At 55.8% G+C, this 24,943-nt stretch carries 21 protein-coding genes, 1 tRNA gene and 3 pseudogenes; 14 read left to right on the top strand and 11 right to left on the bottom strand.

The window, feature by feature from the left end; all coding sequences use genetic code 11:
- Positions 1 to 42: 42 nt before the first annotated feature.
- Together ACIY1O_RS12765 and ACIY1O_RS12760 are read right to left on the bottom strand one after the other, a co-directional pair.
- Positions 43 to 1,011 carry a hypothetical protein gene (locus tag ACIY1O_RS12765; RefSeq protein WP_397475475.1) on the bottom strand — a complete coding sequence of 323 codons (969 nt, stop codon included), beginning with the start codon at positions 1,009 to 1,011 and terminating at the stop codon, positions 43 to 45.
- Positions 1,012 to 1,156: 145 nt separating this feature from the next.
- Positions 1,157 to 1,783, bottom strand: coding sequence for a tyrosine-type recombinase/integrase (locus ACIY1O_RS12760; RefSeq protein WP_397475474.1), 627 nt, complete (start codon positions 1,781 to 1,783; stop codon positions 1,157 to 1,159).
- Positions 1,784 to 2,241: 458 nt separating this feature from the next.
- Between ACIY1O_RS12760 and ACIY1O_RS12755 the strand changes: the two genes are divergently transcribed.
- The 3 genes from ACIY1O_RS12755 (at position 2,242) to ACIY1O_RS12745 (ending at position 6,489) form a co-directional block, all read left to right on the top strand.
- A complete protein-coding gene (locus tag ACIY1O_RS12755) occupies positions 2,242 to 3,234 on the top strand; it encodes a hypothetical protein (RefSeq protein WP_397475473.1) in 993 nt (330 codons plus the stop codon).
- A gap of 577 nt (positions 3,235 to 3,811) precedes the next feature.
- Positions 3,812 to 5,248, top strand: coding sequence for a tyrosine-type recombinase/integrase (locus ACIY1O_RS12750; protein WP_397475472.1), 1,437 nt, complete (start codon positions 3,812 to 3,814; stop codon positions 5,246 to 5,248).
- A gap of 68 nt (positions 5,249 to 5,316) precedes the next feature.
- Complete coding sequence (locus ACIY1O_RS12745; RefSeq protein WP_397475471.1) at positions 5,317 to 6,489, top strand: STY4528 family pathogenicity island replication protein; 1,173 nt, start codon at positions 5,317 to 5,319, stop codon at positions 6,487 to 6,489.
- Positions 6,490 to 6,641: 152 nt separating this feature from the next.
- Here the strand turns inward: ACIY1O_RS12745 and ACIY1O_RS12740 are convergent, their stop codons facing one another.
- Entirely contained in the window at positions 6,642 to 7,004 is a 363-nt protein-coding gene (locus ACIY1O_RS12740) for a hypothetical protein (RefSeq protein ID WP_397475470.1), read from the bottom strand.
- 536 nt (positions 7,005 to 7,540) lie between these two features.
- On the opposite strand from ACIY1O_RS12740, the gene ACIY1O_RS12735 reads away from it, so the two are divergent.
- Positions 7,541 to 8,404: an integrase domain-containing protein gene (locus ACIY1O_RS12735; protein WP_397475469.1), complete on the top strand. Its 864-nt coding sequence runs from the start codon at positions 7,541 to 7,543 to the stop codon at positions 8,402 to 8,404.
- 52 nt (positions 8,405 to 8,456) lie between these two features.
- On the opposite strand, the gene ACIY1O_RS12730 is transcribed toward ACIY1O_RS12735, so the two are convergent.
- The 5 genes from ACIY1O_RS12730 to ACIY1O_RS12710 form a co-directional block, all read right to left on the bottom strand.
- Positions 8,457 to 9,287, bottom strand: coding sequence for a hypothetical protein (locus tag ACIY1O_RS12730; protein WP_397475468.1), 831 nt, complete (start codon positions 9,285 to 9,287; stop codon positions 8,457 to 8,459).
- A gap of 19 nt (positions 9,288 to 9,306) precedes the next feature.
- Entirely contained in the window at positions 9,307 to 9,828 is a 522-nt protein-coding gene (locus tag ACIY1O_RS12725) for a SecDF P1 head subdomain-containing protein (RefSeq protein ID WP_397475467.1), read from the bottom strand.
- 102 nt (positions 9,829 to 9,930) lie between these two features.
- Positions 9,931 to 13,704 carry a YadA-like family protein gene (locus tag ACIY1O_RS12720; RefSeq protein WP_397475466.1) on the bottom strand — a complete coding sequence of 1,258 codons (3,774 nt, stop codon included), beginning with the start codon at positions 13,702 to 13,704 and terminating at the stop codon, positions 9,931 to 9,933.
- Positions 13,705 to 13,715: 11 nt separating this feature from the next.
- Positions 13,716 to 14,864 carry an EAL domain-containing protein gene (locus ACIY1O_RS12715; RefSeq protein WP_397475465.1) on the bottom strand — a complete coding sequence of 383 codons (1,149 nt, stop codon included), beginning with the start codon at positions 14,862 to 14,864 and terminating at the stop codon, positions 13,716 to 13,718.
- Between the two features lie 134 nt (positions 14,865 to 14,998).
- Positions 14,999 to 15,298: a fimbrial biogenesis chaperone gene (locus tag ACIY1O_RS12710; protein WP_397475464.1), complete on the bottom strand. Its 300-nt coding sequence runs from the start codon at positions 15,296 to 15,298 to the stop codon at positions 14,999 to 15,001.
- A 505-nt stretch (positions 15,299 to 15,803) separates the two neighbouring features.
- Here ACIY1O_RS12710 and ACIY1O_RS12705 point away from each other — a divergent pair.
- The 7 genes and pseudogenes from ACIY1O_RS12705 to ACIY1O_RS12675 all read left to right on the top strand — a co-directional run bounded on the left by ACIY1O_RS12705 (position 15,804) and on the right by ACIY1O_RS12675 (position 22,127).
- Complete coding sequence (locus ACIY1O_RS12705; RefSeq protein WP_397475463.1) at positions 15,804 to 16,364, top strand: recombinase family protein; 561 nt, start codon at positions 15,804 to 15,806, stop codon at positions 16,362 to 16,364.
- Between the two features lie 192 nt (positions 16,365 to 16,556).
- Complete coding sequence (locus ACIY1O_RS12700; protein ID WP_397475462.1) at positions 16,557 to 16,919, top strand: YkvA family protein; 363 nt, start codon at positions 16,557 to 16,559, stop codon at positions 16,917 to 16,919.
- A 219-nt stretch (positions 16,920 to 17,138) separates the two neighbouring features.
- Positions 17,139 to 17,240: pseudogene (locus ACIY1O_RS12695) on the top strand (RNA polymerase sigma factor); the annotation flags it as partial.
- Positions 17,241 to 17,249: 9 nt separating this feature from the next.
- Complete coding sequence (locus tag ACIY1O_RS12690) at positions 17,250 to 18,101, top strand: anti-sigma factor family protein (RefSeq protein WP_397475461.1); 852 nt, start codon at positions 17,250 to 17,252, stop codon at positions 18,099 to 18,101.
- A 56-nt stretch (positions 18,102 to 18,157) separates the two neighbouring features.
- The gene (locus ACIY1O_RS12685) at positions 18,158 to 18,340 is read left to right on the top strand and encodes a substrate-binding domain-containing protein (RefSeq protein ID WP_397475460.1); all 183 of its coding nucleotides are present in this window, start codon (positions 18,158 to 18,160) and stop codon (positions 18,338 to 18,340) included.
- A 392-nt stretch (positions 18,341 to 18,732) separates the two neighbouring features.
- A complete protein-coding gene (locus ACIY1O_RS12680) occupies positions 18,733 to 20,934 on the top strand; it encodes a TonB-dependent receptor (protein WP_397475459.1) in 2,202 nt (733 codons plus the stop codon).
- Positions 20,935 to 20,948: 14 nt separating this feature from the next.
- A complete protein-coding gene (locus ACIY1O_RS12675; protein WP_397475458.1) occupies positions 20,949 to 22,127 on the top strand; it encodes a PepSY-associated TM helix domain-containing protein in 1,179 nt (392 codons plus the stop codon).
- 43 nt (positions 22,128 to 22,170) lie between these two features.
- On the opposite strand, the pseudogene ACIY1O_RS12670 reads toward ACIY1O_RS12675, so the two are convergent.
- Together ACIY1O_RS12670 and ACIY1O_RS12665 are read right to left on the bottom strand one after the other, a co-directional pair.
- A pseudogene (locus ACIY1O_RS12670) lies at positions 22,171 to 22,706 on the bottom strand (c-type cytochrome).
- Between the two features lie 97 nt (positions 22,707 to 22,803).
- The gene (locus tag ACIY1O_RS12665; protein ID WP_397475457.1) at positions 22,804 to 22,968 is read right to left on the bottom strand and encodes a hypothetical protein; all 165 of its coding nucleotides are present in this window, start codon (positions 22,966 to 22,968) and stop codon (positions 22,804 to 22,806) included.
- Between the two features lie 194 nt (positions 22,969 to 23,162).
- Here ACIY1O_RS12665 and ACIY1O_RS12660 point away from each other — a divergent pair.
- From ACIY1O_RS12660 to ACIY1O_RS12650, 3 genes and pseudogenes are all read left to right on the top strand, one after another.
- A pseudogene (locus tag ACIY1O_RS12660) lies at positions 23,163 to 23,561 on the top strand (P-type ATPase actuator domain-containing protein); the annotation flags it as partial.
- Positions 23,562 to 24,032: 471 nt separating this feature from the next.
- Entirely contained in the window at positions 24,033 to 24,347 is a 315-nt protein-coding gene (locus ACIY1O_RS12655; RefSeq protein ID WP_397475456.1) for a transcriptional regulator, read from the top strand.
- On the top strand, positions 24,340 to 24,624 hold the full coding sequence (locus ACIY1O_RS12650) for a helix-turn-helix domain-containing protein (RefSeq protein WP_397475455.1): 285 nt from the start codon (positions 24,340 to 24,342) through the stop codon (positions 24,622 to 24,624). Before ACIY1O_RS12655 ends, ACIY1O_RS12650 begins: the two co-directional genes overlap by 8 nt.
- A 160-nt stretch (positions 24,625 to 24,784) precedes the next feature.
- On the opposite strand, the gene ACIY1O_RS12645 is transcribed toward ACIY1O_RS12650, so the two are convergent.
- Positions 24,785 to 24,861, bottom strand: a tRNA-Asp gene (locus ACIY1O_RS12645).
- Between the last annotated feature and the right edge of the window lie 82 nt (positions 24,862 to 24,943).

Raw genomic sequence — 24,943 nt, 5'->3', positions numbered from 1 at the left:
ATCTCACTCGGAGTAATCCAGGCGGCGGCTATAGGAAACAGCCTACGATTGGCCACCTTGATCCTCTCCACTACCGACGTCGATCGGGACGCCCGGATGGTTGTGCCAGTCGCACGCACCGCAGCTGAGAAAGTAATCGCCATCTGGCTGAATTTCGATGTCGAAGAAGGTCCGGATGTTTCGTGAGCGACAGGAGGGGCATTCTTCCGCGCCTCCTGTTCTCTGTCGTTCGAGAAGTTGGATGAACGTGCGCAGCGTGTCTCCGCAACCGCCTATCGCAATCTCTGTTGCCACTCTGTCCACGCTCCGAGAGTGTGTTAGCCAGTTCACGAGCTGCCATGTTTCCTTTGCGTGGCTCTTGAGATATTGGCGTAGGCGCTCGTTACTTCCGCCGCCGCATAGGACATTTAAGAGCACGTCCGTCCAGCTTATGAAGTTAGCGACTTGCGGAGCTTCCACGCCTTGAGGCAAGACAACCCTTCGGTGCACTGCGGTCGTGAGTGAAATCAAACCCTCACGTAGAAGCATCCCGATGGCCTGCAAGTCCTCAACCTCAATCGCATGCCCGAAACGCTCTTCCGCTTGTTCGAATCTTCTCAAGACCTCATCGAAGGGCGTCGGGTCATTCCCGTCGGGCGAGCTGGAGCGGCTACGAACTCTTGCCATCAGTCCAACATGGAACGAAAGTGTGTAGTCCAAGCTTGGAAAGTGCTGCTGCGAATAGAGATTCGTAGGGTTCGTGACGACCCACCACCTACTTTGGTCAGTAGTCACATCCCATATCTCATACGGATCGCCCAAAATCACTTCGCGCTTCACACGCTCGACATGACTGACAACCTCCTCACGCGCCTGGCTGTGAACATAGTCAGCGATGTCCTGCTCGGCGAACGGATCACGCTCGACCGAGTAATGGTGAAGGTGTTCGGCAGGGACCGGATGATCAGGCGGTAGTACGCAGGCATCTTCTGCGTCCAAGAGTGCGTTTGGTTTAACGTTTTCGGCAGTCATCTGTGTCAACTTGGCTTCGCTAGAGATTGATCATTATGAGTCGCTCGGTAAGGCGTCTTCTGGTACGAGAGCAACTTGCACCATGCCCGCTCCTGGCCGAACAACGAGCAAGTGGGTTGCTGCCCTAACGAATTGTAAGTAAGTATCACACTTCTGTCTGCTCTGCCATTTCCAGCGCATCATCGACTTCGATACCCAGGTATCGCACCGTGCTTTCGAGCTTGGTATGACCAAGTAGCAATTGAACCGCTCTTAGGTTTTTTGTGCGTCGATAAATTAGCGATGCTTTTGTTCTTCGCATTGTGTGCGTTCCGTATGCGGTAGTGTCTAAACCAATGGCGGTCACCCAGCCATCAACTATCCGAGCGTACTGCCTTGTTGATAAGTGCGATGATGCGCGTATCCTGCTTGAAAAAATGAAATCATCAGCGTGCAATTGTCTGCTGCGTATCCATACCAGCAACACGTCGCGTGTTTGCTCAGTAATTTCAAATTGCACGGGCCGTTGAGTTTTCTGCTGCATAACAATTGCACGAGTTGCCACGTGTTCTCCGTGTGCGATATCTCGGACTTTTAGCTTCACTAAGTCGCACGCCCGTAGCTTGCTGTCAATCGCGAGGTTGAAAAGAGCAAGATTACGGATATCATTCGACAGTTGTAGCCGGACGCGGATAGCCCAGATGTCCTTGAGCTTCAATGGTGCTTTTTGCCCAACGAGTTTGCCCTTATTCCAAGGCTCGCGTTTTATAGCAGCAGGTGTATTTGGATTCATGATGAACTCCTTTTTGTAGGGAAGGAGTTTTAGTTTGCGATAATCACGGAATATCGATAATTCCTATTGCCGAAGCGAGATCGAGGACAATCCGACCCACAACAGGCATTCATCCGCCCACCGCCAAACGGTCGGTCATGTCCCGAAACCCATGGGTGGGTGCCCAGCTGGATGATCGTTCCGCTCGCAGAGACCTTCAATACACAGATAAGCCTTCTCCGTGCTGAGGCTATAGTGAAGATAGCGGATATGCTCCCAGATTTGGATCAACAGTCGAGTGGAGCGCAAAAGAAGCGTGCCTGATTTCATCGAATTTTTATGACTGTGTTTTTACATAGCTCTTCGAGCAACAACCCAGGCTGCAAGCCATTTTCAGGAGGAAGTCGTGCCCAAAATATCCCGCATCGTCCAGCTTATCCCGCAGAACTTGCGGGATGCATTACGTTAGGCGGCCACGAATGCTTCAGTTTGTCGCGGACCAAGTCGATCAACTCGACCTCGCACTCGATCAACTTGCCGTCCGCGACCGCAACTTCGATCGCTTTGCAATGATGCTCATTGACAACGTCGTTGAGTTGACTCTTCATCGGCATGCCCGCGAGAAGGCGAGAGAGAACGAGATGTGGAGGCACGACTCCAGTCCGAAGAACGATCCCAAGGTCGTAGCAGCTGCGCTTGGCCAGAGCTTCGAAGCAAAGGTATGTCTGGCTCGATCCACGTCGATGATTCCCGCTGAGGTTGCCCAAAGCATTCAGTATCTTCACGCCTTCAGAAATACGGTCTATCACCAGGGACGCCGCCACGAGGGTATCCTGCACTCCCTCGCAATTTTTTACTTCCAGAACGCGTGCTCCGTCCTCGAGGGCTTCAAACCAATGTGGTGGTCTACAGGCAGCCGAGATCGAATCTCTCATCGCGCTATCAAGTACCTTGGCTCACCGAAGCTGTTCGAGCACCGGGAAGTGATGGCAAGTGCCTGCACACGCCTACGGCAAGTTGGTAATTCGTTGGGCCAGACATTGATCGCTGACCTTCAAGCCGACATGAACAACACCATCGAACGCGTGGACGAGATGATTGACTTTTTGACAACGGAAGCGCCGCAGACCACCTCCCGAAAGCAGGCGATCATTTCTGCCCAAGCATGGCCGTTTGCCTTTTCGGACGACGGAAAGCAGTGGGCAAGGGACAACCATTGTCCAACCGACACGGTCGGCGGATATGTCGACTGGCTCTCTGCCAACTACCCGTGGCCGGTTCGAGCTGATCCAGTCAGCGGCTGGCGAAAGCGCCTTGTCTCACTGAAGGCGGAGAAGGACTTGAACGCTGCCTTGAAGAAGTACTGCGACTTCATGCGCCAGACCGAAGACTTCAGATCGAAGATCGACGAATCTGCCTCTCAACTTGACGCATATATTCAACAGCAGATCGACATCGCACGCGGAAAATGACAGCCTAACCCGTCCATCGAGCTGACCACCAAAAAGCTGCGCTTTTTTGGCGTTTGCTCATGTCCAACGTTGAGCGTCTGCTTCGACATCACACCAGCGTCCGCTCCTGGCCGAAAGCGGATCTATCGCCTCTCCTTGAGTCCAATGTGAGTATGCGCTGTATGTGAGCGCAAGCTTCATATGCCCGAATCATCGCGGATACCGCTGGCGGTCGCATAGTGATGCTCACAGCCTTCCCCCGACTATCGCGCAGGTGTTGCTTCGTCAGGGCAGGTGCCGGGCCTGTTGGATGAGCGGCTAGCCAATATGGCCGATACGATGCCTGACGAAAGTTCGGGACGAAAAAAAAGCACTTACATGCCGTAAGTGCTTGATTTTCTCGAATTCTGTGGCGGAGCGGACGGGACTCGAACCCGCGACCCCCGGCGTGACAGGCAATTAAAAGTAGAACTCAATGGAACGCGGTAGACTAAAAAAGATCTTTTTAATCAATATCTTATTGATGTTTAACGGCTTCTGTGTTCTTATGGCGTTTACCGAAATCCACTGATTTTTAGGACACGGCTAGGACACGGATATGGCCAATATGACTGTTAGAGGCATCGATGCCTTGAAGCCCAGGGACACCAACTACAAGGTTACGGTTGATCGGGGATTGTATCTGCGCGTGGCACAGGACGGCAGCAAAACATGGCTGGTCAGATACACCGTGCAAGGCAAGCAGCGACAAGCACGCTTACCACGTTTGTATGCCAGCAAGAACGACCCGGCTTACATGAGCCTTGCTCAGGCATTGTCCGAGAACGCGCGCATACAGGCTATGGCCAGGGATGGTTTGGATTTTATACAGGAACAGGAAAGACAGCAGCGTCTGCGCCAACAGCAGGCGGTGCGGGAAGAGGCTGTCAAGGCGACTTTTCGCCAGATGTTTGAAAGCTGGCTGGAAGACGGCGTGAGTCGCCAGGATGGCAACGCCGAATTGAAACGTACCTTCGGCAAAGACCTTTTACCCCCATTGGGAGACTTGCCTGTACGCCTTTTGACTGACAAACAGCTTGTAGACGCATTGCGGCAGGTCGGCCGGGTTCGCGGCCGAGGGCGAACAGCGGAACGCATGCTGACGGAATTGAGGCAACTTTTCCGTTGGGCCAGTAAGCGCCAGCCCTGGCGCGGACTGCTGGAGATGGGCAACCCTGTGGACTTGATCGAAACCAAACAGATTGTACCGATTGACTATGTCGCCACCATTCGTGAGCGAGTGCTGCGACCTGCGGAACTTCGAGAGCTTCAGCAAAAATTCCAACAAATGCAGGTGGCCTATGATGCCGCGCCGGACAAGCGTGTTGCGACACGACCACTGCGGCAGGAATCCCAGCTTGCGCTATGGCTTTGCTTGGGAACGGCATGCCGCATTGGGGAGCTGCTTCAGGCGAGGTGGGAGCACGTGGATTGGGAAAAAGGAACCTGGTATGTGCCACGAGAGAACACCAAGACAGGAGTTGAATGGTGGGTGTTTCTTTCGCACTTTGCGTTAGAGAAATTCAAAGCGCTGCATATGCTGACTAAGCATTCGGAATGGTGCTTTCCATCCAGAGACGGAAAATCACACGTATGTCTGAAGACGATAAGCAAACAAGTAGGCGATCGGCAAATTCGGTTCAAGCAGCGTAAAGAATTGACGGCCCGATGCAATGATGATTCGCTAGTATTGGCTGATGGAGCCAGCGGAGAGTGGACGCCCCACGATCTAAGACGCACAGCGGCCACCATGATGCAGGCACTCGGCGTAGCTCCTGATGTGATCGACCGCTGCCAAAATCATGTGCTGCCTGGAAGCAAAGTACGGCGACATTACTTGCACCATGACTACGCACAAGAGAAGCGACAGGCATGGGATCAATTGGGAGCGCAGTTGGATAGTATTTTTAGCTTCTGCGGGCCAGACCTTAAACGATACCTACTTGATCTGCGCGCCGATAAATACGGGTATGGTGCAGACCGTATTGTTGCCTGACATGGAGACGGGACTGCGATGAGATGCAGGGCAACGGGCTGCTGTGGCCCGACCCTCGGAGACTTCTCATGTCAGACCATCACGATCACAACAACCCGCAGGGGCTCAATGCCCTGTTTACCACGCCCACCGCGCTGATGCTGGATACCCGGCTCACGCCGCTGGAGCGCAATGCCTGGCAAGTCTTGCGCATGCTGCGCGGTGCAGACGGCTTTAGCCCACTGGCGAGCCTGGGGCAGTTGCGCCGCTATCTCACCACCACGCCCTTGGGGCAGCGTGCGGGCTACTTGACCGCACGGCGCGTGCTCGTCGTGCTGCGTTTGACCGGCTGGATCAGCCTGGTAGGGCAGCATCGCGATCCCATGACCGGCCACGTTCTGAGCGAGCGGTATCGGGTGCATGAGCAGGCGCTCGGCTTCCCGCAAGCGTGCGAGCTCGACGCCGGGCTGTCGCAACTGTTGCAAGACTCCGTGGACGATGACAACAACCAGGTGGATCGCGTCGCCATGCACATCCGGGAAACGCTAGAACAAGCGCCCACGGCGAGCGATGACACGGCCCCCGAACCGCGCCACGACGACGATGAACCGCCCGCAGCCATGCCGCCATCGCAAGCGGACCAGGGCGCTGCCCAAAATCCAGCATCCGATGATTCCGTCAGCGATACGGTGGGTCCGCAGCAGACTGCCCACGCCCAGCAGACAACCCGCGAGCAAGACAGTACGTATACAACGTATTTGTATAAAAAAGAACGTACGTACCGCGCACGCGCGTATGAGGATGGCGATTCGATATCCTCCCCCGTGGCATTGCCGCCGTGCCTGGGCAGCGCCCAGCCTGATCAGCAAAAAGACGTGCTGGCCGCCTTGCGTCGGCTGCCGCCTGAGCATCGCCAGGCGGTGCTAGACGAATTGCAGGCACGCAGCCAGAGCGGCACTGTGCGCAATGTCATCGCCTATTTCTTCGGCCTGGTCAAGCGGGTGCTGGCTGGCGAGTTTCGCTTATGGGCGGGCCGCAAAGCATCGCAACCCGCTAGCGCTGCACAACAGGCCGCCCCTCGCACGACGGCGACAACCCAACGCACCGAGACTCGCCAGGAACCAGCCCCCGAACCGGCATCACGCGAAACCGCATTGGCGCATCTCACCACCATCCGCACGATGCTGAATGCGCCAATGAACGCCGGAGACCTTGTCGCCCAGGTGATCCAGGCCAAAGGGTGGCGTCCTGGCCCTGCCTGACGCGCCCGTCATCATCTTCGCGGCCTGACGGCCTTGACCAAGAGGCGCTGCCTCTTGGAACACCGTTCTCGCCGAAGGGCAAGGGTGCGGGGGCAAAACATCCCCTGCACCCAGCCGACAGGCTGAGGCGCTGCGTGGGCGTCAATGGTTCGCTACGCCGGGTGCTCACCCGTTCGGTGCTCGCCTGCGGCTGCGCGCCGCTGCGGCTTGCGCGCCCGCCATTGACCCCCACTACGCGCGGCTTTCTCTGGCCGGTTGCGCACCGTGATGGTGGATGCTGCCACATGGGCTGTGCACGCAAGCTGCCTGTGCAGGCGTGACATGGGAACCATGTCATCCCTGCGCAGGTAGCCGACAAGGCCTAAGGCCGCGTCAGTGCCGCAGGTGAGGGGTTGGCGCGAATGCTGCCGCAACGCTTTTTGCCGCAGCACGGCACCGATGCCGCGACATGGGCCGTCACTGCCCGCCGCAGTGACGGCCCCACGCAACCCAAGAACAATGCGGGCGAGCGCCACTTCGTATTGCCTGCGGCATACATGATGATGGCCTTCTACACTGACCGGGAAGTTGCCACTGACCGATGGGCTTCGTACATCGGCGTCCCCAACAGCGTAGGTTTCTGCAAACGCTGGCCCGCAAGGGTGAAACCCTTCCCAGGCGTGCCCAGGCTCCTATTGCCCGCCAGTCCCTACCCATGGGGCGGAGCCCTTTTTATCCCTTCGCACTTATCCTTTTTCGCGCTCACGGCGCACGGTCTCTCGTGGTCATCCCTTGCGTGGAATGCGCAAGGTGGCCGCTGCTTTCTTGATTTATCCCGCTCACTTTCAACAAGGAGGATTCATCCACATTTACAGCATTTTCATTTCGCAGTACGTCCGTCCGGCCTTCCAACAGGAAGCAAGACGGATACCTCATTCGAGGCTCTGGTGTCTCCTGAACACCATGCCCTTGCCCTGACGGGATCTCGCCCAGCGAGTTGGCACCAACACTAACCATTGAATTTCAGGACAACGCGGCAGCACTGACAACACGTTCACCCGAAGAGGCAAAGATGGACGACTTGACCTATACCCTGCGCCAGCTGTGTCAACGCAACCGCGATGGCAGCCACGCGACCCAGGCCGACCGCCTGCGTTCGCTGGCTCTGGCCGCACGACAACTACGCGAGGCCGGTTTTAGGCAGATGAAGGCCTCGTCGCTCAAGGGCAAGCACATCCAAGCACTGCTGGATCGCTGGCAAGGCGAAGGCCTATCCTCCGGCACCATCAAGAACCGGCTTTCACACTTGCGCTGGTGGGCCGAGAAGATCGGCAAGGCCGGTATTCTGCCAGCGGACAACACGCAGCTTGGCGTGCCCGAACGGCGTTATGTGACCAACGTCAGCAAGGCACGCGAGTTGGGGCCAGCGGTGCGCCAGGTCACGGATGCCCATGTGCGCATGAGTCTGCAACTGCAGGCCGCGTTCGGATTGCGCCGGGAAGAAGCCATCAAGTTCCAACCCAGTTATGCGGACCGGGGGGATTACATCGCCCTCAAGGGCTCTTGGGCCAAAGGCGGGCGCGAGCGCAGCATCCCCATCACGACGCCCGAGCAACGCAATGTGCTTCAGGCGGCGCACCGTCTGGCGGGAGCCGGATCGTTGATTCCGGCACACAAAAGCTATATTCAGCAACGGCATGTCTACGATGGTCAATGCAAGGCGGCGGGCCTGAGCCATATGCATGGGTTGCGGCATCAGTACGCACAAATCCGGTATGAAGCGCTGACGGGCTGGAAAGCACCATCGGCGGGTGGGCCATCAACCAAGACCTTGACGCCTGCACAGCGTGTGCAGGACGCGCAAGCACGGCAAATCATTAGCCGTGAGCTGGGGCATGAAAGGACGCAGGTCACAGCAGTTTATCTTGGCCGGTAGACGAAGCTTATGAAAGCCTATCGTTAGGATAAACATAAATAAATTATCAGACCTATTCGTGCGGCGCGTCTTGGTGCAATACACTCAGCGAAGGTGCATTGCTTTCCTGGTCCTGGACTATGCGACACGACTCGGTAAACCGATACCCGCCGGACTTAACGAATAACGGAAGCGTGATGTCCAATGTCGCGCACTTTCGGCGCAGGCGGCCCACAAGTACGGATAACGCCGACACTTTTTTGCGCATACCTCCGCCAGTACGCCCAAAGCGTCTATCCCACTGGACGAACGAAACAGTCTTGTCGTCTGCCGTGAAAACGTGGGTCATTAAGTCCCGCTCTGTCGCAGTCAGCCTCAGGCTGATGCCTTGTGGCGTACATAACACCCAACCATGATTAATTAGCTTCCAACATAGCTCGGTTGGCATGGCTTCGCTCTTTAGCGGCCTCTTATTTTCCCGCGTATCCGTTTTCACTAAAAGACTGGCCTTGTCAGACACCGCAGACTGTTTTTCCTTTACCAATCTGATCAACGCACCACAGAACTCATCAGCACAAACATTGGCAGGCAGGCAAATGTCCGCGCCTGCCTCCAGTCCACGTTCGCAAGCCATGGGGATTGATTCGGCCAGAAAAACAATCGCCACGTTATGCAATCTGCGCATCGCCGCCGTCACGGCATAAACGTCAAAATCACTATCCCGGTCACCATCAATGACAATCACCCGCAAGCGCCGACTGGTAGCGGCCAGATCGGCTGGACTCGTCGCTACGGCCGTATGAAAACCTACATTTGCTGCGGCATCGTGCAAGCATCGCATTTTATCAACGCGTGTTGAGAGTGTCGAGATAAGCAATAGAAAAACCACGTCGAAATCATACATAGTGAATTAGGGGGGCGATTCACTGTTTGGCAGGTTGCCCTGCGACGATGCGTGTAATGCTTTGGGCAACATCGTGATTCGCCACCTGGACACCCAGCACACCATCATTCAGAAGGCCCGAGATCTTTGGTACCGCAACGAGCGTGCCATTGATGACGAGCGCGAGCGATTTACCGATATTTTGCTCACTCAGGGCGGCTAGTTTTTGTGTTCCGGCCTGGTTAAAAGTGAAAACGACGAATGCCTGCTTGTCCTGGCCGATGGCGGCGGACTCGACCCTTGCAAGGTCATTGCGTGTCAGCACCGCATTGGGCAGCACGTAGATCGACTGTGTCTTGGATAAATCCACCTTCTGCAAGTTTTGTGCCGGCTGGTTTTGAGCAATTAAAAATAAAACGCTGGGAGCCGATTGCGCTTGTTGCTGTGGTAAGGGTATTGCATTTTGTGCCTGGGTGTTTTGACTATTCACGCCCAAAGGCTGACAAGCGGCCAGTATGGTGACCATGCACAGTGATAATAAAACATGAAGAGAATGACGCATCAGTACTCCAAATCGTAGGTTTGCGCAGGTAAGTGATGTGTGGGCGGGGCTTGCGTCCCACCCACACATAGTTACTTAATTACTTAGTGGTGTGTTACAGACCTACCACTGATAACCCACCCCGACAGAACCACCCATGTCGCCGCGAGACGAAGCACTGGCAGAGCCTTTAAGCAGCCAGTGGCCATTGTCGGTCAGGTGCGACAAGCCCAATGCGTACCCGCCCTGGCCACGCCATACGCCGCCCCCAAGAGAGACCATGCTTTTGCCCGGCAGGTAAGCCTGTGGCAAACCTGCTGTGGCCAACGCTGCGGCAATCCCGCCGCTTGCACGACGATCATTGCTGTTGATCTTGCTGTCCAGACTGTCGATCCGGCTGTTCACACCGTTAATGGCCGTGTTCAACTGTCCGGTATTGACGGCATCACCTGGCTGCACGCCTGGGGCGACATTGGTGATGCGTTGATTCATCATGTCGATACCATTCTGGTCGATCGTCGGGCCGCCATTGATCTGAACCCTGTTGGCGTTGACCGTGTTGGAGTTGACCATTGCAGCGTTAACCGTGTTGGCCGTCAGGCTATTGACGTTCAGATCCTGGCTCAGCCTCACGAGCATCGTGCCGCTGGCAGCCACGGCCTGTGTCGTGATGTTGGGGTCAGCACCCAGGATATTGAGTGTTTGACCAATATCACGGTGAACAGGGCCGCCAGTCGTGCCGGCGAAGTTCATGCCTGCTTTCTGGGTTTGATACAGTTGGCTGCCGTTGATCGCATCGGTGCTTGTGGCATCGACCTGACCTGCGGCGACGTTCTGAATCTGACGCTCCTGACCTGCCGAGCCTACTGAAACCACATCGCCGGCAGCCGGGGCGCCGCCTGCGAAGTTGTAATCGACACCATCGATCGTCATCTTAGGCGTGGCGGTAGCAGCCGAGACGGTACTGTTATTGCCTAGGGCTACTGCTCCGTCTAGACCCACACCCACGTTGATATTGTTGCCCAATACAAACGCACCATCGGCCTCAACGATGTTGTCGTTACCAAAGGCATAAGAGCCTGTTCCGCTAACGGTGTTGGGGTCGCCAAACGCACCGGAATTCTGGCCCGAGACAACATTTCCGGTACCGATACTGATAGAGCTTGTGCCCGTGGCTTGGGCGCCTGTACCGATGGCAATGGCGTTTTGGCCTTGTGCGAGTGCTGTGTCGCCAATCGCGGTAGCGCCATCGGCCAGCGCCTGGCTATTACTGCCCAGAGCGACACTGACTTTACCCGTGGCCGTATTGGAATCACCTAAGGCGATAGCGCTCCGACCGGTAGCATCATTAGCATTACCTAGAGCGACGGCACCTTGACCTAGGACAGTATTATTATCACCTACGCTGACCGCTCCTTGACCAGCGGCGATATTGGTATTGCCTGCAGCGACGGCTCCCGGGCCAACGGCGGCATTGTTGTCGCCTACGCCGACTGCTCCTGGGCCAACGACGAGATTAGTGTTACCTACACCGATCGCACCTTGACCTGTGACGCTATTGTCCTTACCCACGCCGACGGCACCGGTGCCCGTAACAATATTAGGATCGCCGATAGCCACGGCTCCGTCACCGCTGGCCGTATTGCCAGCGCCGATCGAGACGGCCTTGCCGCCCAGAGCTTGAGCACCGGTTCCAATTGCAACCGAATCCTCGGAGGCTGCCACGGCGCCGTTGCCTTGAGCAATGGAGTTCTTGCCGCTGGCTACCGCATTAGAACCGATGGCAATGCTATTTTCGCCGGTTGCTTGGCTATCCGGGCCGGAGGAGTTGACGTGGACATACTTGATGCCTTGGCTGTTGATGCTGTCGATGGCAGCGCCCACGTTGTTTACAACACTGGTCGTGCCGTCGTTGTTGTACATGGTGTAGCTGGGGGCCGTGTCGATACGCCCCGTCGTCAGGTCGTAAGTCGCACCGCCGCCCAGTGCGGTTGCGGTATCACCACCCAGGTTATTGAGCGCGGTGTTGGTGCTAAAAAGTTGGCTGCCGTTGATTGCATCCGTACTGCCGGCCGATACAACGCCTGCGGCGACGTTCTGAATCTGGCGCTCACTTCCGACGTCGCCCACTGACACAACCGAGGCGGAACTCGTGGCTGCAACAGGGCTTGCTGCGTCAAACCCGAAACTGCCTGTGTGAGCAGCAGCTGTTACGCTGCCTGAGCCAAGCGCGACATCATTAGCGTTGACAGCAATTGAGCCCGAACCCAGGGCTAGACTGTTTTCTGCTTGTGCGAGTGCTGTGTCGCCAATCGCCGCAGCGCCATCGGCCAGCGCCTGGCTGTTACTGCCCAGAGCGACACTGGCGTCGCCCATGGCCGTATTGGAATCACCGATAGCGGTAGCGCCCCGACCGGTAGCGGTATTCTCGTTGCCGGTAGCGACAGCACCTCGGCCACCGGCGGTATTGGTATTACCTGCAACGACGGCGCCTCGGCCAACGGCTGTATTGTCCTTACCAACACCCACGGCACCTTGTCCAACGGCGGTATTGGTGTCGCCTACGCCGATTGCACCTCGACCAACAGCGGTATTGGAGTCACCCACGCCGACGGCACCGCGACCAACGGCGGCATTGGAGTCACCCACGCCCACTGCGCCACGGCCAAGGGCGGCATTGGTGTCGCCTACGCCAACTGCGCCTTGTCCAATCACGGAGTTGGTGTTACCAACACCCACGGCACCTTGACCAACGGCGGTATTGTCCTTGCCAACGCCCACCGCGCCGGCGCCTATCACAGTGTTAGGGTCGCCGATAGCCACAGCTCCGTCACCAATTGCCGTATTGCCCGCGCCGATCGAGACGGCCTTGCCGCCCAGGGCTTGAGCACCGGTTCCAATTGCAACCGAATCCTCGGAGGCCGCCACGGCGCCGTTGCCTTGAGCAATGGAGTTCGTGCCGCTGGCTACTGCATTAGTGCCGATGGCAACGCTATTTTCGCCAGTTGCTTGGCTATCCGGGCCGGAGGAGTTTGTGTGGAAGTATTGGATTCCGTTTTCGTTAATACTGTCTAATGCGGCGCCGACGTTGTCGACGGTACTTGTAGTGCCGTCAATGTTGTAAACAGCGTAAGAGGGGGATGAAATTTCGCCCGTCGATGAGTCGTATGTCGCGCCACCCCCCAAAGCACCAGCGGCGGAATCGCCAAGGGTGTTGGCTTTCGTATCCAGGGCGGCGATATCTGCTGTATTGATTGCGATATCGGCTGTGTTGGCGTTGACGTCTGTTCTGAGAGCACCGATGTCTGCCGTGTTGACGTTGACGTCCGTTCTGAGGACGCCGATGTCTGCGCTGTTGGCATCGATATCCGTTTTGTTGTCGGCGATGGCGGTTGTATTGGCAGCAATGTTTGTTGTGTTGGTGCCAATACTGGTTGTATTGGCGGTGATAGCTGTTGTATTGGCGGTGACGTTCTGATTAGTCGCATGCAGCTGGCTGCCATTTACAGCATCCCAACTGGTAGCTACTAGGGCGCCGTCTGCGACGTTAATGATTTTATTAGAAGGGCTTGCGCCATGTGCCGCGTTATACGCGTTTTCGGCTGAATCCCAATTTAAGGCATCGCCGCTGCCCGCTCCGGTCAGATCGAAGGTTAGTGTCGGGTTTCCGTGGGGACCTGATGATGTTTTGTTGATAGTAACGGAGCCGTCACTACTTGTGATTATTACGTTTTGGACTGCCTGAGCACTTCCAGCCATTCCAAAAAATGACACTGCTGCTGCCCCCACCATCGCAACGACCTTGCTGCTACGTTTGCCTTTTGTTTTTGTGTTCTCCGAGACAGCAACATACGTTCCTGTTTGTTCATTCCATACACTTTTATATATATGATTCATGGTTTCCTCTCCTAAGTCACTAGTAAATATTGATTGGTTGCTATGCTGTGATGGGTGGGGTTGAAACTGTCTTGGACACACACCGGCGCAGCCCGCCAAGGGGGCTGGATACGGGGTAGGTCAATGAAATAGCCTTGAACGGCATGCGCGCCGGCGTCGATGCTTAACTGCAGATCGTCTTCAGTCTCGATTCCTTCGGCCACGACGTACTGGCTTAAGCCCTGGGCCGCTTCGATCAAGGAGCGAAGAACGGTGGCACCGCTCTTGTCGCGTGCGCCATGCACCAGGGACTTATCTATTTTTATGACGTCGGGTTTCAGTACCTGGGCCAGCTCCAACGTGTTGAATCCTGTCCCTATATCGTCTATGGCTATCTTGCAGCCCAACAAGCGTAATGTTTTCAGCAGCTTGATAGCCTCGTCCATGTCGAACACGGCGGCTGTTTCGGTGATTTCCAGCGTCAGGCGACGGCTCAGTTCAGGAGCGTTACCCAGCACAGCAAATATCAAGCGCCACCATGCGCCATGCTGTAGCGATAAGGGAGAGATATTGCATGCCAGATGAATGTCGGGATGCTGTTCCAGCACCTGCATCACCGTCCAAAGCACGCTGGCGTCCAGCCGCTCGATACTATGCAGCCGCTCCAGGGCCTGAACCACCGATTCGCACGATGTGGGCTGGGCGCCATCGTCAACGGCGGTACACCGCAGCAACGCCTCGTGATAGAACGGCTGATGGTCGTCTTCAATAGAGACTACGGGCTGAAATGACAATACAACCTGACCGTCGCGGATATGCTCGAAAAACTGACTGGCCAGCGCCATATCGCTACGCGTCTGTGCGCTTGTCTGTGATTCAACCTCGGCAAAGGCGATGGCTTTAGTGGCCGAATACAAATCAGAAGAAAAAGCGAAGCACTCAGCAGGAATATCAGCGGCTGCTTTTATCCAGGTTGCCAGCACACTGACCAGCACGCGATGCGAGCCGCAGAGCACAGGCTCGTAAGATAGAACGGCCTTGATGTGCTCCAGGAACAGGTCTTTGCCAACTTTAGTGGACAGGTTCAGGCCGCCAAGACCGACCAGTACCACGTGATCCAACAACAAGATATCGCTAGCTGTGACGCCATACGGCGTAAGCCGTTCTTCAAATGCGGACACGAGGGCTTGCCGAAAGGACCTTGGCCCGTAAGCGTTCGCAAGCGGCGTACAGCTACTCAGGTTTAAAAGCAGATAGCCGGCTGACGGGGCGGCTTGTTGCAACCCGCCTGACAGGGGCTCGATCCATTGGATGCTCATGGCGCCCCCAACTCCGAGGCCGGCACCAACTCATCTTCGTCATTAGTCTGGGACCACGAAAACACCCGCAGTTGAAGGTTGACCGGTTCAATGCCGTTGTTGACCAGTGTGATTGACGCCGCGCGCTGCGTGGCCGGCAGATCCAGGCCAATGGGTGAGATGCGCAGCGAGGCCGCCTGCGATTGCCCGGGCCGCAGCACCGCCAGGCAAGCAATGACGGCTGACGCCGCCAGGCAATAACACCTCAAAAAAGGAAACCTACGCAGCACCCATCCGTCCAGAGGCATGATCATCATCGGTCTGCCCCTCGCGTGAGGCTGCGCCATGTCGATACCCCTGCGCATTCACGGACGAGCACGCAGCCGACGTCCACCATCGCCTGCTGTGCGCCAGAGAAGGCCACCAAACCCTTGAACGATCCAGGAAAAATACCTTGCCCGGCAATACGCCAGTGCAGACATCTGCGCACAGCGTGATGCCATGGCTGCCCTGGAGTTTTCCTATAGAAGTCCGCCATCTAGCGCCCCTAATTCACTTCGTAGCTCGCGGACTAAAGGGAACCCTTTAGTCCGCACGTTAATTGCTACTGCAATTTGATTGAATCGACTGTCTAACTAAGGACAGCCAAGTCCATTTACTTCAAGTTCAACATTCTTACAAAAGGGTTCCCTTTTGTCAATACGGAGAGCGCTAAATGCGGTTTATTGACCTCAATTCGAAGGACATCGGCCTATTGTTCTGAGCAAGGCCGGTGCACAGGGTCCTACGCCTGCGGTCTCACAGCACGCGAGGCAATATTTAATGAAAGCGAGAATGATCGGGTATGCAAGGGTCTCTACCGACGACCAAAACATGGGGTTGCAGTTGAAGGCGTTAAAAGCCATAAATTGTGACAAAATTTATACGGATCATGGCGTATCAGGGGCGCGAAGCTCCCGCCCTGGTCTAGCTCAGGCGCTGGCCGTACTGCGACCGGGCGACAAACTTGTGGTCTGGCGACTGGACCGACTAGGGCGCTCTCTCGTCAACCTGATCCAGTTGCTGGAGCAACTCGGCCAGTGCGAAGTCTTGTTCTTATCGTTGTGTGAGCAGATCGACACCACCACCTCTGGCGGCCGGCTTGTGTTCCACATGATCGCAGCGCTAGCGGAGTTTGAGCGCAACCTAATCAGTGAGCGCACACGCGCCGGGATGGCCGCCGCACGTGCCCAGGGTAAGCACCTTGGGCGCGCATCAGCGCTCAGCCCGGAGCAGTGTCAGGAAGCGCGTAAATTACTAAACGGAGGGTTAGCACCTGCGCTTGTGGCGGCACGCTTCAAGGTTCACCCACGAACGCTACAGCGGCGATTAGCGAAACTGTAGAAAACGTTTGACCCGGTCGCAGCCAATGCCACCCCAGGTTCATGCTGCGCATGGATTAGGTGAGTTGATTGGGGATGGTAAAGTCCCTGCTACTCCTGTGTGGGAGCAGATAGTGCCTACCGTCGGTAATGCGCTGTAAGTCTTTCAGGACAGCGATGGTTATGGGCCAAGCGCATTAAGCGGGATGCCGTCATGCTGTGGTTTGTCCGTCGCCACCCGGATACGCCGCTCGTCGCTAAAGTTTTATGTGTTTTTGCGGTGGCTTATGCGCTAAGCCCCATTGACTTGATTCCCGATTTTATTCCCGTGCTCGGTTACGTCGATGATGTGCTTTTACTGCCCGCCATGATTTGGCTTGCAGTACGCCTTCTACCGACACATGTTATCGAGACATGTAGAGAGCAAGCGGAAAAGTGGATCCTTGAGGACAAAGCTAAGCCAACAAGTTATGTTGCTGCAATAGCCATCGTAATTGTCTGGATGAGCGCTATTTATTTCTGCTGGCAACTATTTGCCCACCGAGATGCTGAAGCGTTCCCGGCCAATTGTCACTAGGATGCTGGTGCTGAGTTGGCCCGGCGCGGTCGTTTTGCTGGAATCTGGCCGGCCTTGGCGGTGCTCGGCGCCTGCTCGGCCTGGACATTGACAACAATTTGACGCGGAAGGTTTCGCTCACCGATGTCACCTGGATTGCTTCGGTTAAAGGGTTGATGGCCGGGTTCGTGAATTTAGCCTTAGCGTTCGGTTTGGGCACGTCGCCAGAGCTCTGAACATCCGCAAGGAACAGTGATGTCAAGACTTTTCCGCGGCCGAGAACGACTACGAGAATTGATGGATGATACCCGACAGGGTGCATTTTTAAAAAGCGTGAAGTGAACTCGTGTTATGAATACTAATCCCACTGTCACAGAAGACGATCTGCACGCACTGGTCGACGGCCAACTCGAGGCCCATCGATTGCCCGAGGTGGAAGCCTACCTTCGGGAGCGCCCCGAGCAAGCCTGCCACGTTGCCGCATGGACCATACAACGCCGTCAGCTACAGGCACTATTTTCGCCTGTCATGACTGACCCAATTCCTAAGCGATTGGAACGATCCGCCCGGCAGCATCAGTGGCCGATCTGGCAGGCCGCTGCCAGCGTTCTCATTGCCCTTACCAGCGGCATTATCGGTTGGGGGCTGCACGACAAGGTAACAGAAGAGGCGCAACCATACATGGTTGCATCATCGACCGCGACGGGACAACTCGTGCAGTATGCAGCAATGGCACATGATGCCGTCTACGCAGCCGATCAGCGTCGTCCGGTGGAGATCACCGCTGCTCACGAGGATCAGCTCGTCACCTGGTTGTCCAAGCGAATGGCCGCTCGGATGAACCCGCCTGACCTGCAATCTTTGGGCTATCGGTTGGAGGGTGGTCGCCTACTGCCGGGGCGCCTCGGACCCGTGGCCCAGTTCATGTACGAAGACGGTTCCGGCATGCGCCTGACGCTGTATGTAGCAAACGAGGCTGCCCACACAGCCAGGCAGGCCACGGGCACGAACCACTCCGAAACGACGACGGCATTTCAATTCGCACAGGATGGGTCAGTCAATGTCTTTTACTGGATCGACGGACCGTTTGGCTATGCCATTTCCTCTTACGGAGGACGCTCGGAATTGGCCCGTGTTTCCGCAGCAGTATTTCGTCAGCTTGATCCAGAGCGTGCGCGTGAAACTTCAACGACAACGCAGTGACTCAAAAGGAACACCAGATCGAGGTTGATGTAATAGCTGGCCCCACGCCAAAGTGAATGATTTGGAATATCTGGCAGGTGGCCAATCCCGAACTGGCCGACCAGGTGCCAGTCGAAGAGCTCTGGCGTATTTATCGCGACGCGGGTGTCGTGCTGACAACTAACGGAAAGAAGAATACACAGGCCGGGGACTTTGTAGGGTTTCTGAAAGCCGAAGAAGGCCAGCGTATTTTTTGTTAAATGGGGTTGGGAGACCGGTGCGAAGAACTAAAAAGAAAAATTTGATTGTTGCATCGCGCAAGGTGCAGCATATTGCCAGTTGCATATTCCTGAACCGCTGACTCATAGCGACCGGCATCTTTCAGACAGCCACCATTGACATAAGTATTGATGTAGGGATGTGACCAGAGCCGTCGTTAGAATGGGATGCGGGCAAAGCCACCATCCGTCTCTTGACGCTTAAGCAAAGTCTTCTCTTCCTGCATGGCTTGGTAAAATAATGATTGATATTTATAATCATTCTCATTATGATTACAAAAATTTAAGCAACTACCCGTCACAAATCTCAACACAATATGAATCCAGCCACGATTGACCGTTGCCACCTCCGTCCTTGCGCCATCACACTAGCAATGTCGGCCCTATTTGCCACATTGCCGTCTCTTTCGCTTGCGCAGACATCATCCTCATCCAATGCAGTTGTTCCCGCCACTCAGACAACGTCTCAAGCATCGGCGGTGCAGAGTGGAGTGCTTGCACCGATTGAGGTTCGTGTGGATCGGATCGCGAACGAGCTGGTAAGCCCTACGCGTCAAGTCACAATACTGGAACGCGACGAAATCGAGGAGCTCAAGGCAGGCTCGAACAACCTTGCGACAATGCTGAGCAAGGTTGTCCCCGGGATGGCGGACTCCAGCCGTACCGTGACCGATTTCGGACAGACGCTACGGGGACGCAGCGCGCTGATACTGGTCGATGGCATCCCGCTCAACACCAATCGCGACTCGGCGCGTAACCTCGCCAGTATCGACCCCAGCGATATCGAAAAAATCGAAGTCCTGCGTGGCAGTAGCGCTCTTTACGGCGCCGGCGCCAGCGGCGGGATCATCTCGATTACGACCCGGCCGGCGGGTGGGGAGCCCAGCGCGGATACCACCGTATCGCTGGGGTCGCCATTGACGCGTTTTGGCAAAGATAGCTTGAGCGCGAATGTGCAGCACCATATCTCAGGCAGCCAGGGGCCGATCGACTATGCCTTTCACGTTGGCGGTCAGCGTGTTGGCAGCCCATACGACGCCCATGGCAGTCGTATCGCTCCAGAGCCGAGCCAAGGCGATCTTTCGGACTCTAACGTCTACAATATCAGCGGCAAGCTGGGCTGGCGTATCGATAGCCGGCAACGGATTCAATTCAGCGCCAGCCAATATCAAGCCAAACAAAATAGCGATTACGCCTCGGACCCATCCGTGGCTAAGCTCCCGGCCGGATCGGTTCCCGCACGGGCGATTAGAGGTCTGCAACTCGAAGACCAGAACACTTTGCGCAACACCATTTTCAATCTCGACTACCGGCACGACAACCTTTTTGGCAGCGCAGTATCCGCTCAAGCTTATCACCGCGACTATTTCACGCGATTTCCGCCTTTCGATGCGCGCGCCGTCGTCACTCGGGGTGGCAATGTCGACCAGGTTACCCAGAATAGCCGTGTATTTGGCGGGCGCCTGACCATTGACACTCCTTTAACCAAGGACAAGAAGACCAAGCTGTTATGGGGCGCCGATTACAACCAGGAGCGTAGCGACATGCCGCTTGATGTGTTCGACCCGGCAGGCTACGACGCCAGCGGCGGGTTGGTATTTGCCCGCACTGGCTCCTTGACCTATATGCCACCGCTGACCACCCGCAGTGTCGGTATTTTTAGTCAACTGCAGCATAAGTTCAATGATAAGTGGTCGATAGAAGGTGGCTTGCGCTATGAGCGCGCCAATGCTAGTGTCAGCGATTTCATGCCGTTGTCGCAGTCGCGTGTGGTCAATCCGGTAGCAGTGCAGGGCGGTAACGTCAGCTTTGACGCTTGGCTGTTCAATGTTGGCGCAGCGTATGCGCCAGTCAAGGGTCAGGAATTCTATACCGCCTTCAGTCAGGGGTTTCAACTGCCGGATATTGGTTTGCAGCTTCGCAATGCACGACCGGGCTTTAGCCTTTCCTCGTCGGAACTGGAGCCGGTCAAAACCAACAACTATGAAGTGGGTTGGCGCGGCAACTTCGGCAGCACGCTGGCAACCCTTGCTCTGTTTTACACGACTTCGCAGTTGGGCGATGTTCAAAGCTTCAATAACGGCCTGATCCTCACTCGCACCAAGGAACGCATTGCAGGCCTGGAAGCCAGCGTTGACTACCTGAGCGATGACAGCAAGTGGGGGACAGGTGGTACCTTCACTTTGATGAAAGGGCGCGAACAGCCGCAAAGCAGTTCCAACGACCAGAACATGAGCGGTTACCGCATTCCTCCGCTAAAAGTGACTGCTTATCTGCAATACCGACCGATGAGGCAATGGAGCAATCGTCTGCAGGTCAATTACTACGGCAGTAGCGATTACCGGCTCAAGGGACAGGACAGCTTCGGCCGGCGCCAGGTAAGCAGCTACACGACTGTAGACCTTATCAGCCGCTACGAGTTGGGCAAGAAAGATACTGTGACGGTCGGCATTGAGAACCTACTCAACCGCGATTACTTCCCGCAATACAGCCAATTGCTGCGCAACAGTAACAACACTAGCCATATACCCGCACCAGGCATCACGCTGATGGCTACATATCAGCATCGCTGGTAATCGATCGGATTCTCATGCTTTACGGCAGGGCACGCACTTTATTTCGACAGTTGCATTTGTATGCCGGGCTTTTCTTTGGCAGCCTGTTCATGCTGTCTGGCCTATCGGGCAGCTCAATTGTCTGGCTGCCTGAATTGGATAGCATGTTGAATCCGGATCTGTTTCAAGCAGTTCCGGCAAGCGGTGCCAGCGTGGAGGGTGCCGCGTCGATAACAGCAAACACGGTTCAGGAAGTCATTGAAGCGCTCACCGCAGATCCAGCCTACGGACGGCCGTTGCAGATAACGCTTCCAGAGTACGCCAACGAAGCTCTTATCGCGTGGTATCGGGTCAAACCATCCGGCAATGCTTCGTTGTTGGCGTTAAGAACGGATAGACAAGTCATGGTCAATCCTTATACGCTGCAGGTAAACGGCGAGCGAAATTGGGGGGAAATCGGAGTGTCGCGGCGCGTGCTGATGCCAACGCTGTTCCATTTCCATAGGTACTTGATTGCAGGGGAACTGGGCAAGATCTTGGTCGGCATTTCGGGACTTGTGTTGTTCGTCACGTCCGTTATCGGACTTGTATTATGGTGGCCCAAACCCAACCGCTCGGCGCTTCGGCGAGCATTCACGATTTCTCACGCGGGCTCGTGGCGGCGTTTCAACTATAGCTTTCACAAGGTCGCTGGCTTTTTTGCCGCGCCCATATTGATCGTCATCGGGTTTTCGGGCTGGTATTTGAATTTGCCCAAGTGGGTAACGCCAATCGTAAGTAGCATAGCAACCGTGTCGGCGCCAGGAAAACAGAACAATCAAACGCCAATCCACGGCACCCAGATTCCGCCCGAGCAGGCATTGACAATAGCCCAGGGACTTTATTCAAACGCGCGGATTTCCCGCATTTCGCTGCCATCCACGGCATCGACGCCTTACAGGATAACCTTGCGCCAACCGGATGAAGTTCGCCAGGACGACGGAGCAACGCGCGTTACGATCGATGCCTATAGCGGCAAAGTCCTGCGGCTGCAGGATCCAATGAACGCGCCCGGCGGCGACACGTTCTTGAATTGGTTGTATCCGCTGCACAGCCGGGCTGTATTCGGCAATGCCGGCCGGTGGTTCCTTACATTTTTCGGCGTCGTGCCGCTGTTATTTTTGATCTCGGGTTGGGGTATCTGGTTAAGGCGGCGAAAAATCCATCGTCCGTAATCTCCGGGGCATCGATGTTTTAGCGCACGGAGATAAATACAATCTATTGGGGCTGTTTTTTTGGTGGGGATAGGCAACAGACCGCACCCATGAGGACGGGACGACAAGGTTCGAGCGTCTCCAAGAGGTCGACCCACGCCTGTTTGGGCCAGGAGCTCTTGATATAAGCCAGCACAGCCAGGATGTCGTGATCCGAAAGCAACTTGCCGTAGGCCGGCATATCGCTGACATACCCTGGCGGCGCTGTTACGCCAGGCATCAGGCCATTTTTGGTAATGTCAATTAAAACGGCGTCTGGATGATGCCAGGTATGCCCGGTTTCATCGTGCGGCGGGGCGGGCAAACGTCCATTCGCTTGACGAATCCGCCAATCGGGTTGCCCCTCCAGCTGGGCGCCGTGGCAAGCGGCACAGTTTTGGCATAGATCTTTTTTCCCCGCGCCACAAGGGTGTGATCCGAGGGGTCTATATACGCACCAGTCGAATCGGTGAGTGTTTCATACAGGAATGTGCCAGCGCCGAACACCAACAAGCCAACTCCCCCGGCAATCATTGCCGACTTTTTCACTACAGTTGCCATTCAAGCTACCCTTTTTTTTCAGAAAACGTTGACAGCTTCACTTCGGCTCGGATGGATTCCACGTTCCCAACCCAGCCACCAACATCAGACTCAAAAATTACCGGGTAATCTGATCGCCTTTGAAATCACACTGGTCATTGGGGAAGACGCTGAAAAACATAGCAACCACATAGCAACCGGTTGTGAATTTCATTGCATCGGGCGGAATGCAGGTGCCAGAAGCAAGGCCGTGCTTTGGTACGCTCGCTTCTTCAATGAACAAGTTTATCCTCATCTGCTCTCGCTCCTGCCCCTTTAGGCCTCCTGGGGCGTGGTCAGTGCGTACGTGGTGCAAGCACACGAGACCTGTCCTCCTGCGTGCCCCGAGGTTCTAGAGCCTCAAGCCAAAGACGGTAATAAACATAACTCCAAGCACATAACCGTTCATCACGAAGACCGCTTTTGTGGTCTGCATGCGTTGTCCGGGTGAAGCCGGGCGAGCCGATCGGCCTAGACGGTGAAATCGTGAGTAGCCGCTCGTCGGTGAGCCAGGCGCCAATTACCGGCGAAAGCCTGCCAGTCGACAAAACCGAGGGTGATCGCGTGTTCGCCGGGACGATCAACGAATCCGGCTCCTTTGATTACCGGGTTACGGCGGCGGCGAACAACACCACCCTGGCACGCATCATCCATGCGGTCGAGGAAGCGCAAGGGGCGAAAGCCCCAACGCAACGCTTCGTCGATCAGTTTGCCCATGTCTATACGCCGATCGTGTTCGTTATCACGCTGGCCGTGGCTATACTGCCGCCATTGCTGATGAGTGGTCGCCGATGGCGGAAATATGTTGTGATGTGGTCATATCGCGGCTTCAGGCTCGACCAAACAGTTACCCCAGTCAGAGAAAAATTCGGTGGGGCAAAAAGTGGGGCAAAAATCAACATTTATGAAAATGGCTTACAGGCCGAAATCTGTAAGTCCTTGATTTTATTGGTCGGAATGGTGGGATTCGAACTCATCACCCCTTGCGCCCCATACTTAATTCGACATGATGTTCGCTTTGATAACAGCGGGGTATGGCTCTGGTTTCTTAGGCGTCTCGCAGATTGCCATGTGTCGGCATCCGGAAGTCGTGGCGCGCCCACTGAACGTATCCGACGCCGTGCTGACAACTTACCATGTTGCGATCCGAGAACCGAACATCAATATAGTTAGATCGATTACTGGAGCATGCGTTGCGGGTGGAGTGAGGCAGCAAAGCTACGCTGCGCCTTCTTTTTCCAGGCTGCTAAACTGAAAAATCAATTCTACACTTGCTTGATCATACGTCTCTGACGTATGATTGCATCTATGTACACGGTTATCGAAACCCCGATTTTTAGCGCAGATGCCAAAACCATCTGGCAAGAAGACGAGCGTGGCGAGTTCTGCGTTTGGCTGACGCAGCATCCAGAGGCTGGCGACGTGATCCCAGGCTCGGGCGGTTGCCGCAAGGTGCGCTGGGCGCGTCAGGGCACAGGCAAGCGCGGCGGTGTGCGGGTAATTTACTTCAACCGCCTGGACAACGGCGTGATCCACCTACTGGTGATCTACGCTAAAGCGGTGCGCGGGACCATCCCGGCGCACATTTTGAAAGCGATTAAAGAGGAACTGGAGCATGACTAAACATGAAAGCATGACGGGGCAGGAGCTAGGCTTGAAGCTGTTAGCCTCGGTCAAACAAATGAAGGCTGGGCTAGGCACGGTGACGCACTCTCCGGTGGCGCAGGCGAGAGCAGTTTCCGAGTTGTCGCAGACGCAATTCGCCGCACTTATGGGCGTATCCGTGCGCACCCTGCAAGAATGGGAGCAAGGACGTCGCAAGCCTTCAGGCGCGGCGCAAACTCTGTTGGCGGTGGCCATGCGCCACCCCGAAGTGCTGCGCGAGCTGGCGATGGGGTAGTCGCGCGGGCACGGCTAGTATTGGCATACCTCATTGCAGTCGCTGCTGTGGTATTAAAGAGATAGATTAGGACAGCATGATTTCCAGGACACCGTTAGGACACCAGCGTCAGAAATTAGAAAAGGCTCACAGTGAAAACACTGTAAGCCTTTGAATTTGTTGGCGGAGCGGACGGGACTCGAACCCGCGACCCCCGGCGTGACAGGCCGGTATTCTAACCAACTGAACTACCGCTCCGCAGCGGTGTACCGCTTGCCAGATAAACTGGCGTCCCCTAGGGGATTCGAACCCCTGTACCCACCGTGAAAGGGTGGTGTCC

The sequence above is a fragment of the Pusillimonas sp. genome (genome assembly GCF_044464525.1).
Classification (GTDB): domain Bacteria; phylum Pseudomonadota; class Gammaproteobacteria; order Burkholderiales; family Burkholderiaceae_B; genus Pusillimonas.
Note: the sequence above shows the minus strand (reverse complement) of the source record. Positions and strands in the feature narration are given on the sequence as shown.